This is a genomic window from Nosocomiicoccus massiliensis (assembly GCF_000438455.1).
Lineage (GTDB): Bacteria > Bacillota > Bacilli > Staphylococcales > Salinicoccaceae > Nosocomiicoccus > Nosocomiicoccus massiliensis.
In genome coordinates this window covers 1-15,256 of sequence record NZ_CAVG010000043.1, presented here as the reverse complement: position 1 = coordinate 15,256, position 15,256 = coordinate 1, and the positions used below count along the sequence as shown (strand labels likewise).

Here is a 15,256-nt window from a genome sequence, read left to right as displayed (position 1 = left end):
ATTATTATTGCTATATTTATATTAAATTCACGAATGTTTATAATAAGTTTCAAAAATAAATTATGATTTAAAGCAATTAAATTTTATTAAAAGATTGTTGATCTCTATTTTTGTAACAGACGAAACTTTTGCCGTGACGAGTAGATATCCTGAAGAGAGAAAAACTTTTACTGATTATTTTATAACGCTGTTTGTATCTTACTTATTTTGGGTGGTATTTACTGTTGTCGGTTATTTAACTGGAGAAATTATGAGTGAAAAACTTGTTATATCAAGTGGTATAGCACTCTATGCGCTTTTTATTGCACTTCTAATGCCCGCAGTTAGAGATTTTAAAAACTTTGTAGTTGCATTTATGGGAATGGGTATGCATTTTATATTAAAAGAAATTGGTGTAGCAGCGGGTGTTTCTATCGTTCTTGCGATGGTTGGTGCTGCGTTAATTGGTTTAATTTTAGAAGTAAAAGATAAAAATAAAGGAACAGTCACATGAGTATTTTAAGTTTAGTTTTAATATTAACAGCTGTAAATATATTGCCAAGAATATTACCCGTATTTTTTATAGGAAAGTTTGTATTACCTGATATATTTATTACATTTTTAAATTATATTCCAATCGCTGCTTTAGGTGTTTTAATTTTTCCAGGAATACTATACGCAGTAGAGAGTCCGATCGAAGGAATACTTGGAGGAATTTTTGCCGCTATATTAGGTATCTTTCGTGTACCGTTATTTTTTGTAGTTGTGCTTTCAGTTTTCTTTATATATTTATTAAAGTTTATTATGTAATTAAAAAGTGCCTCGTTATATTATTTAATATAGCGAGGCACTTTTGTTATTCTAAGTACAATTTAATTCTATCAAGAACCATTTGATTTCTTTCGGTAATTTCAGATCGTCTAGGTATATTGGTATAATCGTCTAAGTTATCTTGCCACTCTGTAGGGAATGGGAGTTGTGATAATGGTTTGTACTCGTTTATAAATGATTCGGGTAATGTGCCAGTTGGAGGTTCAATCCCTTTTATTCCAAGCCAAACATACGCCCACATTCTAGGGACGACTTGCCAGATGTTATAACCACCGCCTCCTAGAGCGAGTAGCTTACCACTTGCATATTTATCAGCAATATCATTAACGATTTTAGGAATCTCTTCGTAAGCTTTTGATGTTAAACATAAATGTGTCATCGGATCTCGATAATGCGCATCTACACCGTTCACATGTACGATAATCGTCGGTTTAAATGATCTAGCGGCAATTTCGATACTCTGTTTAAAAACGTCTAAAAATGAATCGTCTTCGGTAAAGGCATCAACAGGTAAATTCACACTAAACCCGAAGCCTTGTCCTGTACCACGTTCAGTTACTAAACCAGTACCAGGGAATAAATAACGTCCCGTTTCATGAATAGAGTATGTCATAATCTCATTTGAATCATAAAACGTGAACTGTACACCGTCTCCATGATGCGCATCGGTATCTATATAAAGGACACGCTCATTATATTTTTCTTTTAAATATTGGCATACAATCGCTGCATCATTATAGACACAAAATCCACTCGCTTTACCAGTAAATCCGTGGTGAAGTCCTCCTCCGAGAGAAGCAACTTTATCCGCTTTACCTTGCATAATCAAATCTGCACCAGTCAAACTTGCACCGACGAGCATGCTACATTTCTCATGCATATTTTCAAATTGAGGGGTGTCTTCTGTATTTAAACCATAGTTTGCAAGTTCTTTTTTTGTAATGTTATTATGGCCTGCACGTTTAACAGCGTCGACATAGTCTTTTGTGTGAACGAGTAAAATTTCTTCTTCAGTAGCGACGCGCGGAGTTACAATTTCTTCATCGCTTAAAAAGTGAGCCGCTTTTAATAAATCTGTCGTCATCTTTAAGCGCATCTGATTAAATGGGTGTGTATCATTAAAGCGATATTTAAGTAACTCATCATCATACACATAAAGTGCACGCATCATTTTAGCCTCTATTTAATGGGTCGACGACGTCATATCCCATTTCTTCAAGTTTGTTTATAACAAACATCGGATTCATAGCATTTATTTTTATGACGACAAATTTATGACCTTCTTTTTCAGTATTATCAAATATTGTGATGGAGACAGCAACAATATTTAAATCATATAATATTTTACCGATATCATAGACGATGCCTGGACGGTCGAGTACATCAATTTCGATAATTGAGCCAGGTATTTTCATACCTGTGATCTCGATAAATGCTTCCATAATATCTGTTTGTGTTATAATTCCGACGAGTTTTTTTGATTGGATCACACAAATCGCACCGACGTCAAATTCTAAAAAGTCAACTGCGAGTTCTTCTACGAAATCTCTTGGACTCGTAAACATGACACGTGTTTTCATAATATCCTCTAACGGATGGTGTATTGTTGTTTCACTGTGCGTATTTAAAATCGAAGGTAGTGCGAGATTGATATCTTTATCCGTCACTAATCCGACGACTTCTTCATCTTCAACGATTGGAATATGTCGAATGTGGTGTTCGTTTATTAGGTTTAAAGCATCGTTGATTGTATCTTTCGGAGAGAGCGTTTTCACATCTTTCGTCATAATTCGGCTAACTAACATACATATCCTCCTTAAAAAAAGTATCGGTGTTTAAATCGTATCTCATCGAATATAAGTTGTTGCTCAGTCGTAATATGTTTTCCAACTCTTGCCATTAAAGTATTCGCAGGATGACTTGTAATTTCAGGGTCGTTTGTCATATATACTTCAAATCCTGCGGCATCCATTAAGTTAATCATTAATTGTTTATAGTCGTATACATCTAATCCGGTTCCTTTTAAATCCCAGTGCCAATAATATTCCGTCGTTAAAACGATATAATTTTCCATATACTCATCCTTCATCGACAATTTCAGCATATTTTGGCCGATTCTTAAATTTCGGTATGAATCAGACACTTCAACTGCACCGAGCTCTAATATAAAAGGGTGGTTACCTTCACTCCATCTTTCAAACTCATCAGGTCTATGAAACGTAACGTAACCGATAATATTATTATCTACACGCGCAACGATGATACGACCTTCTTCTAAACTTGCGATTTCTTTTAAAGCTTCAAACTGATCATTAGGTCTTCTAAATGCATTTAAGTGTTCGTCAAAAGTGTACGTGTTTAGTGTTTCTTCACTTACAGGGCCTTCGATTATAATCGTTTTGTCATTTTTTTCGTATTCCATTTTAAAATAATTTTTTATATGCTCCAACATATCACCTCAAATCACAATATATGTCTAGTTATTTATATTATACATGAATCATTTTTATATTTATTGATAAATGTGATTGAAAATTCGAACGAAACCGTTGAAATTCCTAAAAATAACAGATAAGATTATAAGTAACGACAAAAGAAAGCGTTTTACTTAAATTTTAGGAGTGAATGTAATGAATTACGAAATCTATAAATCTGTAGATAAAAATCCGAATATGGGACCTTACGAAGAAACAGTTAAAAACTTTTCTTGGGAAGAAGTAAAAAAACATTTTACATGGTATGAAACTAACAAAGTAAACATTGCATATGAAGCGATTGATCGTCACGTTAACGAAGGATATGGTGACAAAGTAGCATTACACTATAAAGACGATTCTGGAGTTTCATCATTTACATTTAAAGAGATGAAAGAAAAATCCAATAAAGCAGCTAATATGTTAAAAGATAAAGGAGTTAAAAAAGGAGACCGAGTGTTTATCTTTATGCCGAGAACGCCTGAGCTATATTTTGTATTACTCGGTGCAGTGAAACTTGGTGCGATTGTCGGACCATTATTTGAAGCATTTATGGAAAAAGCAGTCGTTGACCGATTAGAAGACTCAGAAGCGAATTATTTAATTACGACTTCTGATTTATTAGAGAGAGTACCTTATAAAGATATCGATACGTTAAAACACGTATTTGTCGTCGGAGAAGACGTTAGTGAAGATGAAAAACTTGTAGATTTTAAACAGTTATTTGACGAAGCATCAGATGAATGTGACATCGAATGGGTAGATTTAGAAGACGGACTGATCTTACACTATACGAGTGGTTCAACTGGTTCACCAAAAGGTGTTTACCACGTTCATAATGTGATGATTCAGCAATATATTTCAGCGAAATATGTGACGGACATTAAAGAAGACGATGTGTACTGGTGTACAGCTGACCCAGGATGGGTAACTGGAACGAGTTATGGTATTTTTGGACCGTGGTTAAACCGCGCGACAAACGTTATCGTCGGAGGACGTTTCTCACCAGATGCATGGTATTCAGCACTTGAAGAGTTAAAAGTGACAATTTGGTATTCAGCACCGACAGCATTCCGTATGTTAATGGGAGCTGGAGACGAAGTTATAAAAAATTATGATCTTAGTCATTTAAGACATTTACTATCTGTTGGTGAACCGCTGAATCCAGAAGTCATTAAATGGGGGGATAAAGTATTCAACTTAAGAATTCACGATACGTGGTGGATGACTGAAACAGGAGCACATATGATCGTTAACTTCCCGTCAATGGATATAAAAGCTGGATCTATGGGTAAACCATTACCAGGTGTAGAAGCTGCAATCATTGACGACAACGGTGAAGTCTTACCGCCAAACCGTATGGGTAACTTAGCGATGAAAGCTCCTTGGCCATCGATGATGCGTGATATCTGGAATAACCACGAGAAGTATAAATCGTACTTTATTGGAGATTGGTATGTTTCAGGTGACTCAGCATTTATGGATGAAGACGGGTACTTCTTCTTCCAAGGACGTGTAGACGACGTCATTATGACAGCTGGGGAAAGAGTTGGACCGTTTGAAATCGAATCTAAACTCGTTGAACATGAAGCGGTAGAAGAGGCTGGAGTTATCGGTAAACCAGATCCAGTACGTGGTGAAATCGTTAAAGCATTTATCGCATTACGTGAAGGTTATGAACCAACGGATGAGTTAAAAGAAGAAATTCGTAACTTCGTAAAACTTGGGCTCGCAGCACATGCAGCACCTCGTGAAATTGAATTTAAAGATAAATTACCAAAAACACGTAGTGGTAAAATTATGAGACGTGTATTAAAAGCGTGGGAGTTAAACTTAGACGCTGGAGACTTATCAAGCATGGATGATGATTAATATTAAAGCAGCAGAATATTCTGCTGCTTTTGTTATGGATATTCCACCCGTAATTTGTTGAGAAATGTTAGTGATGGCACATAAGTGAATTTTATGTAATAATAATCATTAGAAAGATTGAGTTAAATCTTAAAAAATATTCTTGTTGGGAGATGTAAAAAGAATGGCACATTTAACAGACCAAGAGATTGCTGCTAAAGCAACATTACAACCAATTGAAGAAATTGCTCAAAAAGCAGGTATTCCTGAAGATGCATTAGAGCTTCATGGTAAGTATAAAGCTAAAGTAGACATCAAAAATCTCGTTGGAAATGAAGAGGATTCAAAACTAGTACTCGTAACAGCTATGAACCCTACACCTGCTGGTGAAGGTAAATCAACTGTTACTGTTGGACTAGCAGATGCATTCAATAAACTAGGTGAAAAAGTTATGGTTGCATTACGTGAACCATCACTTGGACCAGTAATGGGTATTAAAGGTGGAGCAACTGGTGGTGGACACGCTCAAGTGTTACCGATGGAAGAAATCAACCTTCACTTTAACGGTGACTTACATGCGATTACGTCAGCAAACAATACGCTTTCAGCTTTAATCGACAACCACATTCACCAAGGTAACGAGTTAAATATCGACCAAAGAAGAATTACGTGGAAGCGTGTCGTAGACATTAACGACCGTGAACTTCGTAACGTCGTCATCGGTTTAGGTGGACCGACTTCAGGAGTTCCACGTGAAGATGGATTTGATATTACTGTAGCAAGTGAAATTATGGCAGTGCTTTGCTTAGCGACAGATTTAATGGATCTTAAAGAAAGACTTGGCCGTATCGTATTTGGTTATACGAAAGATAAAAAACCAGTTACAGTTAAAGACTTAAAAGTAGAGGGTGCATTAACACTACTACTTAAAGAAGCAATTAAACCAAACCTTGTTCAAACGATGGAAGGTACACCTGCGTTAATTCACGGTGGTCCATTTGCGAACATTGCACACGGTTGTAACTCATTAATCGCTACAAACACTGCAAGAAAACTATCTGATATCGTAGTAACAGAAGCAGGATTCGGTTCTGACTTAGGTGCTGAGAAGTTTATGGATATTAAAGCACGCTTTGGTAACTTTAAACCAGATGCGATTGTTTTAGTTGCAACAATTCGTGCACTTAAGATGAACGGTGGCGTTGCGAAAACTGATTTAGGTGCAGAAAATCTTGATGCATTAAAATCAGGTATCGTAAACTTAGAGAAACACATTGAAAACGCACGTAAATTCGGTGTTGAACCAATCGTTGCATTAAACGACTTCGTTACAGATACAGATGCTGAACGTGAATTCGTACTTAACTGGTGTAAAGATCGTGACGTTAAAGTTGCACTTACACAAGTTTGGGAAAAAGGTGGAGAAGGTGGTATCGAGTTAGCGAAACAAGTAAAAGAAGCACTCGAAACACCAAACAACTTTGACTACCTATATGATCTTGAACTTTCAATCCCTGAAAAGATTGAAAAAATCGTTACAGAAGTATACGGTGGAGACGGCGTTAACTTTACAGATAAAGCAAAACGTCAAATCAAAGAAATCGAAGAAAATGGTTGGGGTAACTTCCCAGTATGTATGGCGAAAACTCAGTACTCATTATCAGACGATGAGAAAAAACTCGGTCGTCCAACAGGATTTACAATTACAGTACGTGAGTTAATTGCTAAAACAGGTGCAGGATTTGTCGTTGCGTTAACAGGTAACGTCATGACGATGCCTGGATTACCAAAAGTACCATCAGCAAACCATATGGATGTTGATGCAGAAGGTAACTCAACAGGATTATTCTAATAATATAAGACGTGTACATATGTACACGTCTTTTTTTTGAATAAAAAAATCCTCCAAGAGTATTCTTGGAGGATAAGTTATTTATTCGTCATCATCGTTGTCATCATCTTCGTCGTCTTCTTTATCGTCTTTTCCTTTTTTTAGTGCCTCTTTAATTCTTTTAGGCGCGGATCCGATACGATAATAATTGTCATTTGTTCCTCGAACTACACCACGTAAATCACTCGCTGATAATTGATAGTCAAAGTCTGCACCGTTACGGTTTAAAACACTTTGATCGTTTAAGCCAGTTTTTGTACTAAACTGTGTATGATCAGCAACGAGACCAGTGACTTGTTTGTCCTCACCGCAGTTTCCTTTTTGCATGAGCATTCCACAGAATGTATCTTCATATACAGAGCTTGGGCGACTGAATTTTTTACCAGCACCCATCTTTTCACTGTCTACATTTTGTAGAGCACTTGATAACATTTGCCAATTATAAACTGGTAGGTGTCCATCATCTGCTGTACTGTAAACTTGTGGGATATTACTGTCGTAACCCATCCATATTCCGAGTGTAACTTCTGGATTGTAAGCAATCATCCACGTATCGATAAATTGTTCAGATGTTCCTGTTTTTGCTGCCCAATCGTATGTCGAAGAAATCTGATTATAATAACTACTAATATGATATGCAGAACCTGTTTTAAATACTTCTTTTAACATGTCTGTGACTAAATACGCAGTAGATTCTTTCCATACGTCGTGACTGACTGTTTCGTGTTCGTAAATCACTTTTCCAGTTGGATCTGTAATTTTTTCAATCATATAACTATCCGTCATCACTCCGTTATTACCAAAACTAGAAAATGCATTTACTCCATCTTCTACAGTCATGTTGTTCACTCCAAGAGGTAGTGAAGGGATACCGATGTTATTGTAATCAAATAGTGAGTCTGGCATATTTAATCCCATGTTTTCAAGATATTCTCTCGGGTTATATTTACGAACTTCCGCCCATAGACGTAATGTTGATAAGTTGTACGAGTTCGCAAGTGCATTTTTCACTGATAGTAAACCAAAGTCTTTTTGGTCATAGTTTTGTGGTGAATAACTTGTGCCTGCTTCAGGATTATAATTCGAGAACGATTTATCAAGAATAACCGTGTCTGGTGCGATAAGTCCTTTATCGACACCTGGACCGTAAACCGCGAGTGGTTTCATCGTAGACCCGGACATGCGTGATGTTTGTGTCGCGTGGTTGTTTTCAGATGATTTAAAATCACGTCCACCGATAAAACCTAAAATTGCACCGGTTTTATTATTTTTAAGCATCGCACCGACTTCGTGTTTTAACATCTTTTCTTTATCGTTGTTACTAATATCGATAGCATCTAACGAACTACGGTCACCGTAGTAGTAGAATTGATTGTTTTTAACATCTTGCATCGTGTCGTATATTTTTTTGTCGATTGTCGTTTCGATGTGATATCCGTTATTTCTTAACGCATCGTTTGCTTTTTCTGTATACTCTTGATTTAAGAGTGGTGTGATATTTAAGTCTTCTTTTGAAATACCATCCGCTTCTGCTAGGATGTATTTTAATACACCGACTGCACGGCGCTCAATCTCTTCAGTTAAGAATGGATATTTTTGGTTTGGAATTTCAACTGAACTTGTCATATTTTCATATAAGTCATATTCAATTGCTTCGTTATATTCTTCTTCAGTTATTTTTCCTTCAGTAAACATACGATTTAAAACATGCTCTTGACGGTTTTTGCCAAGCTCACGTTCATCTTCTGGTTTTAACGAACCGTCCACATTAAACGGTGTATATGCATAAGGGTTTTGTGGTAAACCAGCAATAAAAGCAGCTTCAGCTAAGTTTAAATCTTCAGGATGTTTACCAAAAATCCCTTCGGCTGCACTTTTTAAACCAGCGATGTTTTGACCATTTGCGTTACGGCCAAATGAAACGGCATTTAAATATGAAGTTAAGATCTCATCTTTTGTGAGTAAATCTTCAACTTTAAATGCGAGCAGTAACTCAGATGCTTTACGTTTAAACGTCGGATCATTAGTCAGTAATTGGTTTTTAACGAGCTGCTGAGTGAGTGTACTACCACCTGTACCTTCACCACTCGAAATAACTTCTTGTAAAGAAGCACGAATGAAGGCTTTCGGTACGACCCCGTTATGCTCATAGAAGTTCTCGTCTTCTGTTACGATTAACGCATCGATGACATTTTCAGGAATGTCTTCAAATTTAATCGACTCTCTAATTAAATCGGATTTTAACGTACCGAGGTTTTCACCAGATGCAAATGATACATTTGTACTTTCAGTAACGTCTTTTAGTTTAACTTCGATTTCTTCGTTCGTATAATCATCACCATTATTTACAAGAGCTGCAAAATATCCAAGCCCTACACTAAATAACAAGATTCCAAGTAGTGATAATGAGAGTATCGTAAATAGTAAAACATTCCACACTGTATCGTATGTCGTATTAAACAAGAAACTAAGCGGATGTTTAGTTTCTTTAAAGCGACGTGATATATTTTTAATACGTGATTTAAATGAATCACCTTGTATTTTATTGTGTGTTTTATCTTGACGTGTAAATAATTGTTTAAAGCGATTAACAAAATTATTCTTTTTCATTACGACCTCCTGTTGACAGAATTATATCATAATTTGACATATACTTAACAAGGATTGTATTATTTAATCATTGATATTATAATATTTAGTAACAAAACTTAATATATTGAAATGTAAGAGAAGTAATTTTAAGAGTGCTGTTCAGAGAATGTGTGGGTGGTGAGAACACATCAGTGACTTAAAACGAATACACTTACGTAAATATTTCAAAGCGCGAGCTTAATCGATTAGAGTAAAATTTATGGTGGTACCGTGTTCAGCACCCATACAGTGATGTATGGGTGTTTTTTATATACAAAGGAGAGAAAATAATGAGTGAATTAATTCAAGATTTAAAATGGCGTGGGTTACTATACCAAGTAACAAATGAAGAAAACATTGAAAAGTTAGTAGAAAACGAGACAGTTTCATTATACTGTGGAACGGATCCAACAGCAGATAGTTTACACATTGGGCATTTAGTACCATTCTTAGTATTAAAAAGATTTCAGCAATATGGACATCGCCCAGTCGTACTCGTCGGTGGAGGAACAGGTCGCGTTGGAGACCCGTCTTTTAAAGCATCAGAACGTGATTTAATTTCAGAAGAGGATTTAAACAAAAACATCGCAGGTATTGAAGCGCAACTGCGTCGTATTTTTAATTTTGACAGTGGTAAAGAAACAGATGCAATTTTAGTAAATAACTACGACTGGTTAAAGGATATTAGTTTAATTTCTTTCTTAAGAGATTACGGGAAACACGTAGGTGTCAACTACTTACTCGCTAAAGATGCGATTCAGTCACGTTTAGAAACGGGAATTTCTTTTACAGAGTTTACGTACAATATTATTCAAGCGATCGACTTTTTACATTTAAGACAAACGTATAACGTTAAAATCCAAGTCGGTGGATCTGACCAGTGGGGGAATATCGTTTCAGGTATTGACTTAATGCGTCGTATTGAAGGCATTACGGATGCTGAAGGTTTAACGATTCCGTTAGTGACAAAATCTGACGGCTCTAAGTTCGGTAAATCTGAAGGTGGAAACATTTGGCTAGATGCTGAAAAAACGTCACCATATGAATTTTATCAGTTCTGGTTTAACCAAAACGATGAAGACGTCATTCATTTCTTAAAAGTATTTACATTCTTGTCAAAAGAAGAAATTGAAGCTCTTGAAGAGAGTGTTAAAACAGAACCTCATTTACGTAAAGCACAGCGTGCACTCGCTGAAGAGATGATTAAAATTATTCACGATGAAGCAGCACTAGAAGAAGCGTTACGTATCACGGCAGCGTTATTTAGTGGAAACATTAAAGAGTTATCTGGTAAAGAACTAAAAGACGCGATGAAAAACGCACCGCAAGCGACGTTAGAAAACACGGAACATCCACTTGTGAATTTACTCGTCGACGCTGAAATTTCACCGAGCCGTCGCCAGGCACGTGAAGATATTAAAAACGGTGCAATTTATATTAACGGTGAGCGTGAACAAGACGTGGATTACACAGTGACTTCTAAAGACTTTTTAGAAGGGGATTTAATCGTATTTAGACGTGGTAAGAAAAAGTATACAGTCGTATACTTTGAGTAAGATGAAACATAATCATCGAAAAGAAGACATATATTTTGATCATGAGTTAAACGCATGGATTATAAACGATGCAGTAATTGCCAAAGATATTTTAAAAAATCCGTCATTTACTGCGTTTAGAAAAAGTGAGCAAATAGAATCGATTCATACATCACAATATAATAAAGATGTTATGAAAGAATTTTATAATCACTGGCTGATGTATCAAAAAGAAGGTATCGATCACACAAATATGAAGCGTTCGGTACAACGTGCGTTAAATCAGTCGATCGCTCGACTATCAAAATCAAGTGTCGAAGCGAGTCGTTTATCTTTAACAAAAGAACAGATTAACGTAGTTAACGATATATCCGTTCCATTTTTATATAGTTATTTACCACGGTTTTACGGCATATCAAAATCAGATTATAAAAAGCTACTCGATTTAGGAGTACTGTTAATCGATTATATTATGTTAGACAATCAAGACGCGGACGAGATTGTAAAATCGATTCAAAATACGCGTAAGTATTTAATCGATCTTATAAATAAAAAGAAACTCGATCCTAATGGTTTTGTATCGAAATTGCTTGCAGAAGCGGGACAAACAATGGAAGTCATAGATATATTATTAAATATGATTATCGACGGGCATCGACCGTTTCTAAGTAGTGTAAATGCACTTATATATCATAAGTTAAATCATAAAGATATGACATTTAAAGTAAAAGACGTATTAAGAGAATATCCACCGTTTCCATATATTCGTAGAGTGTGTGTACACAATACGAAGTATCAAGATGTTACGATAAAAGAAGACCAACACGTATTACTGATGATTCAAAACATGAATAGAGATATGAATCGTTATGGTCTGACATTCGGTCACGGGATTCATTATTGTCTTGGTGTAGTAATTGTGACGCTCGGTTTAGAAAGACTGTATAAACAGTTAGACGTTTTGAAGGACTATACAATTAAAGAATATAAATGGTCGAGAACGTTTAGTTTTAATGAACTTACGATTTTAGATATAGAAAAGAGACTTCCAAACTAAGGAAGTCTCTTAATTTTTTAGAATAAAATTAATGCAACTGCGATGATGATTGGAAGTGAAATTGCTGTACGCATTAAGAAAATGACGAACATTTTTCCAACGCCAAGTGGAATTTTAGATCCTAAAATAACTCCACCAACTTCTGATAAGTATAGAAGCTGCGTAATACTTAACGCTCCGACAATAAATCTTGCCATTTCTGAAACTTCGCTACCGATTACTAATGTTGGTAAAAACATATCTGTAAATCCGATAAATAGCGTTTCAGATACAGCTTTTGCATCTGGAATACCAATCGTTTCTAAAATCGGGACGAACGGTGCACCGATAACACTAAATATTGGTGTAAATTCCGCAAGTACTGTACCGAGTGTACCGACTGCCATCACTACAGGTAATACAGCAATCCACATATCGAGTACTGTTTTATAGCCATCTTTTACGACACCTAATGCTCCATCTGCTCCTTCTGCTTTTTCTAATGCTTGTTTATATCCCCAAGAAAAACTCGTTTCACCTTCAGGTATATGTTCACTATACTCATTGTTTTCTACATAGTACGTATCATCAATTTTAGATAGAGGTGGGATACGTGGTAATACAACCGCACATACGATTCCTGAGAATATTACAGTCGCATAAAACGGAACGAAATAGTTCAGCATGTTTAAATAATCTAATATAACGATCGTAAACGTAATCGATACGACAGAGAACATTGTCGCAATGACTGTTGCTTCACGTTTCGTATAAAATCCTGCTTCATATTGTTTACTCGTTAGTAAAACCCCGATTGTACCGTCTCCAACCCAAGATGCCAAGTTATCGACTGTAGAGCGTCCAGGTAAAGTGAATACAGGGCGCATAAACTTTCTAAATAATGTTCCGACAAACTCAAGTAAACCGTAGTTTAAAAGTAACGGTAGTAAAAATCCAGCGATTAAAAATACCGCAAATAATGTCGGTAATAAGTCATAAAACACAGTGCCGCCTGTATCTTCAGACGTGATTTGAATCGGTCCAATGTTAAATAGTACGAATAAACCAAACACGGCACCTAATACACGGACGACAATCCATCCTATTGATTGCTTAAACAACTGATTTAACAATGCATTGTCAGACTTAACGACGTATGTAAATAATAAAGAAAGGAGGGCGGATATTACCATAATCGATGCGACGATATAACTGATCGCATTCTCACCGAATAATCCGATGAATTCTAAAATTTTGTTTGCAATATATGCAACGGGTACGGTAATTTCCCCAGCCTCATTTTTAATTGGAAAGATGAATATAAAAATACCAACTAAAGATGGGAGAATGAATTTTAAATTGTTCTTAACTGAATACATATAAACACCTCTTTACTCTCATAATTATACACAATATTAATTAAAGATAAAGTGTATATGATATATTTATATTTTTAAATCGCTTACATTATTATATACGATTCTTCGCTTATATAGAATAGTAATTCGTGTTATATTGATATAAGATTTTTAGAAATGGTGATTTAATGAACAGATTACTCATCGCTATATTTATGTTTACGATATTTTTACTTGGAATAATGGAACTCATTATTTCGGGGCTTACTGAGATGATTAGCACGGAACTACATATAAGTTATGGTTTAACTGGACAGTTGATTACAGTGTATGCTGTATCTTTTGCGATTTTCGGACCCGTATTAATACAACTGACAGACAAGTTCAGTCAGAAGAAGACGATTTTTTATGCATTTTTAATATTCCTATTCGGAAATGTGATATTTATGCTCAGTCATTCGTTTACGATGCTCGCAATCGGACGTGTTGTGACGGCGATGGGGGCATCGGTTTTAATCGTTAAGATTTTAGACTTAACGTCATTATTATCTGAAGCACATAAAAGAGGAAAGACGATCGCATTTGTATATATGGGTTTTAGTGCAGCGAACGTATTTGGAATTCCAATAAGTACTTTAATTGGTAATATATTTGGTTGGCGAGAAGTGTTTTTCATCATCATTGTACTCACGATTATTACAGCAATTCTCGTATTAACGAAAACACCGAATACAACATATACGACTACAACAGAAGATAAAAACATCATCACGCATAAAAAGAACGTCGTATTATACATTACAATTACGCTACTTATACTCACTGCGAACTTTATTATTATTGGATATATTTCTCCCTTATTAACGAGTAACGGATTCACACTGAATCAAGTATCACTGGCCTTATTTATAGCAGGGTTAGGGGGTATGTCTGGGACATATCTCGGAGGAATGTTAGTCGATAAATTTCCAATTAAATATGCGATGATGACGATGATCGTATTATTTTTAATGATGACAGTTGCGATTCCATTTACATTTAGCATTCCTGTTTTATTTTATATCGTGTTTTACTTATTTAACGTGTTTGAATGGAGTACATCTCCAATGATTCAATCCGGACTAGTGAGTAGCGTAAAAGGAAGTGCAGCAAAAGTCTTTAGCTGGAATATGTCGAGTTTAAACTTAGGGATAGGACTTGGTGCGGTTATTGGAGGGATATTTATTGACCGAATCGCTCCGTTACATTTACCATATATAAGTGCAATATTTTTAGTTGTCGGCATATTCATTGCATCACAGCTGACATTAGTTGAAAGAAGTGAATAATTTGAAACGTATATTTGTACTCATTATACTGTCGCTGTTACTAACATTCGTACTTAATGCGACAGACATATATAATATAGAATTTACAATTACAAACCTCATTTATATATTTATATTTTTAGTAATTCTAATGGTCATCTATAAAATTATATTTAGATTTATAAAAACCTTCGCAGTGCTCTTTATATTGATCATCGGAGCATTCATTTTATATTACATTTACGTATATATTACAGGTCAACCAATCGAATCACTCGAATTTTTAAACAACTATTTATTTAAGAACTGAAGGTGAATCATATGGAAATAGTTAAAGTAAAACAGCATCATATCGATGACGTC

13 protein-coding genes are annotated in these 15,256 nt (G+C 35.5%); 8 read left to right on the top strand and 5 right to left on the bottom strand.

Features of this window, described 5'->3' with window-relative positions; all coding sequences use genetic code 11:
• The first annotated feature begins 55 nt into the window (after positions 1 to 55).
• Entirely contained in the window at positions 56 to 493 is a 438-nt protein-coding gene (locus TJ68_RS08245; RefSeq protein ID WP_081643640.1) for an AzlC family ABC transporter permease, read from the top strand.
• Positions 490 to 789, top strand: a complete 300-nt coding sequence (locus TJ68_RS02140; RefSeq protein ID WP_040928485.1) for an AzlD domain-containing protein — start codon at positions 490 to 492, stop codon at positions 787 to 789. Before TJ68_RS08245 ends, TJ68_RS02140 begins: the two co-directional genes overlap by 4 nt.
• Positions 790 to 835: 46 nt before the next feature.
• On the opposite strand, the gene TJ68_RS02135 is transcribed toward TJ68_RS02140, so the two are convergent.
• Genes TJ68_RS02135 through TJ68_RS02125 form a run of 3 tightly spaced genes read right to left on the bottom strand, consistent with a single transcriptional unit; the run spans position 836 to position 3,259 of the window.
• Positions 836 to 1,981 (bottom strand): acetoin utilization protein AcuC, encoded by a 1,146-nt coding sequence (locus tag TJ68_RS02135; RefSeq protein ID WP_040928484.1) that lies wholly within the window; start codon positions 1,979 to 1,981, stop codon positions 836 to 838.
• Between the two features lies 1 nt (position 1,982).
• The gene (locus TJ68_RS02130) at positions 1,983 to 2,615 is read right to left on the bottom strand and encodes a CBS and ACT domain-containing protein (protein WP_040928483.1); all 633 of its coding nucleotides are present in this window, start codon (positions 2,613 to 2,615) and stop codon (positions 1,983 to 1,985) included.
• Between the two features lie 11 nt (positions 2,616 to 2,626).
• Positions 2,627 to 3,259 (bottom strand): GNAT family N-acetyltransferase, encoded by a 633-nt coding sequence (locus tag TJ68_RS02125; protein WP_040928482.1) that lies wholly within the window; start codon positions 3,257 to 3,259, stop codon positions 2,627 to 2,629.
• Between the two features lie 181 nt (positions 3,260 to 3,440).
• Between TJ68_RS02125 and acsA the strand changes: the two genes are divergently transcribed.
• Positions 3,441 to 5,156 (top strand): acetate--CoA ligase, encoded by a 1,716-nt coding sequence (gene acsA / locus TJ68_RS02120; protein ID WP_040928481.1) that lies wholly within the window; start codon positions 3,441 to 3,443, stop codon positions 5,154 to 5,156.
• Between the two features lie 163 nt (positions 5,157 to 5,319).
• Positions 5,320 to 6,987 carry a formate--tetrahydrofolate ligase gene (locus tag TJ68_RS02115; RefSeq protein ID WP_040928480.1) on the top strand — a complete coding sequence of 556 codons (1,668 nt, stop codon included), beginning with the start codon at positions 5,320 to 5,322 and terminating at the stop codon, positions 6,985 to 6,987.
• An 81-nt stretch (positions 6,988 to 7,068) separates the two neighbouring features.
• On the opposite strand, the gene TJ68_RS02110 is transcribed toward TJ68_RS02115, so the two are convergent.
• On the bottom strand, positions 7,069 to 9,636 hold the full coding sequence (locus TJ68_RS02110) for a transglycosylase domain-containing protein (protein ID WP_052327253.1): 2,568 nt from the start codon (positions 9,634 to 9,636) through the stop codon (positions 7,069 to 7,071).
• 308 nt (positions 9,637 to 9,944) lie between these two features.
• Here TJ68_RS02110 and tyrS point away from each other — a divergent pair, with 308 nt between their 5' ends.
• Positions 9,945 to 11,213 (top strand): tyrosine--tRNA ligase, encoded by a 1,269-nt coding sequence (gene tyrS / locus TJ68_RS02105; RefSeq protein WP_040928487.1) that lies wholly within the window; start codon positions 9,945 to 9,947, stop codon positions 11,211 to 11,213.
• Between the two features lies 1 nt (position 11,214).
• Entirely contained in the window at positions 11,215 to 12,249 is a 1,035-nt protein-coding gene (locus TJ68_RS02100; RefSeq protein WP_040928479.1) for a cytochrome P450, read from the top strand.
• A 17-nt stretch (positions 12,250 to 12,266) separates the two neighbouring features.
• Here TJ68_RS02100 and TJ68_RS02095 read toward each other — a convergent pair whose 3' ends face one another.
• A complete protein-coding gene (locus TJ68_RS02095; RefSeq protein WP_040928478.1) occupies positions 12,267 to 13,607 on the bottom strand; it encodes a YjiH family protein in 1,341 nt (446 codons plus the stop codon).
• A gap of 167 nt (positions 13,608 to 13,774) precedes the next feature.
• Between TJ68_RS02095 and TJ68_RS02090 the strand changes: the two genes are divergently transcribed.
• Both TJ68_RS02090 and TJ68_RS02085 read left to right on the top strand, forming a co-directional pair.
• On the top strand, positions 13,775 to 14,914 hold the full coding sequence (locus tag TJ68_RS02090) for an MFS transporter (RefSeq protein ID WP_040928477.1): 1,140 nt from the start codon (positions 13,775 to 13,777) through the stop codon (positions 14,912 to 14,914).
• Between the two features lies 1 nt (position 14,915).
• Positions 14,916 to 15,203 carry a hypothetical protein gene (locus tag TJ68_RS02085; protein ID WP_040928476.1) on the top strand — a complete coding sequence of 96 codons (288 nt, stop codon included), beginning with the start codon at positions 14,916 to 14,918 and terminating at the stop codon, positions 15,201 to 15,203.
• The last annotated feature ends 53 nt before the right edge of the window (positions 15,204 to 15,256 follow it).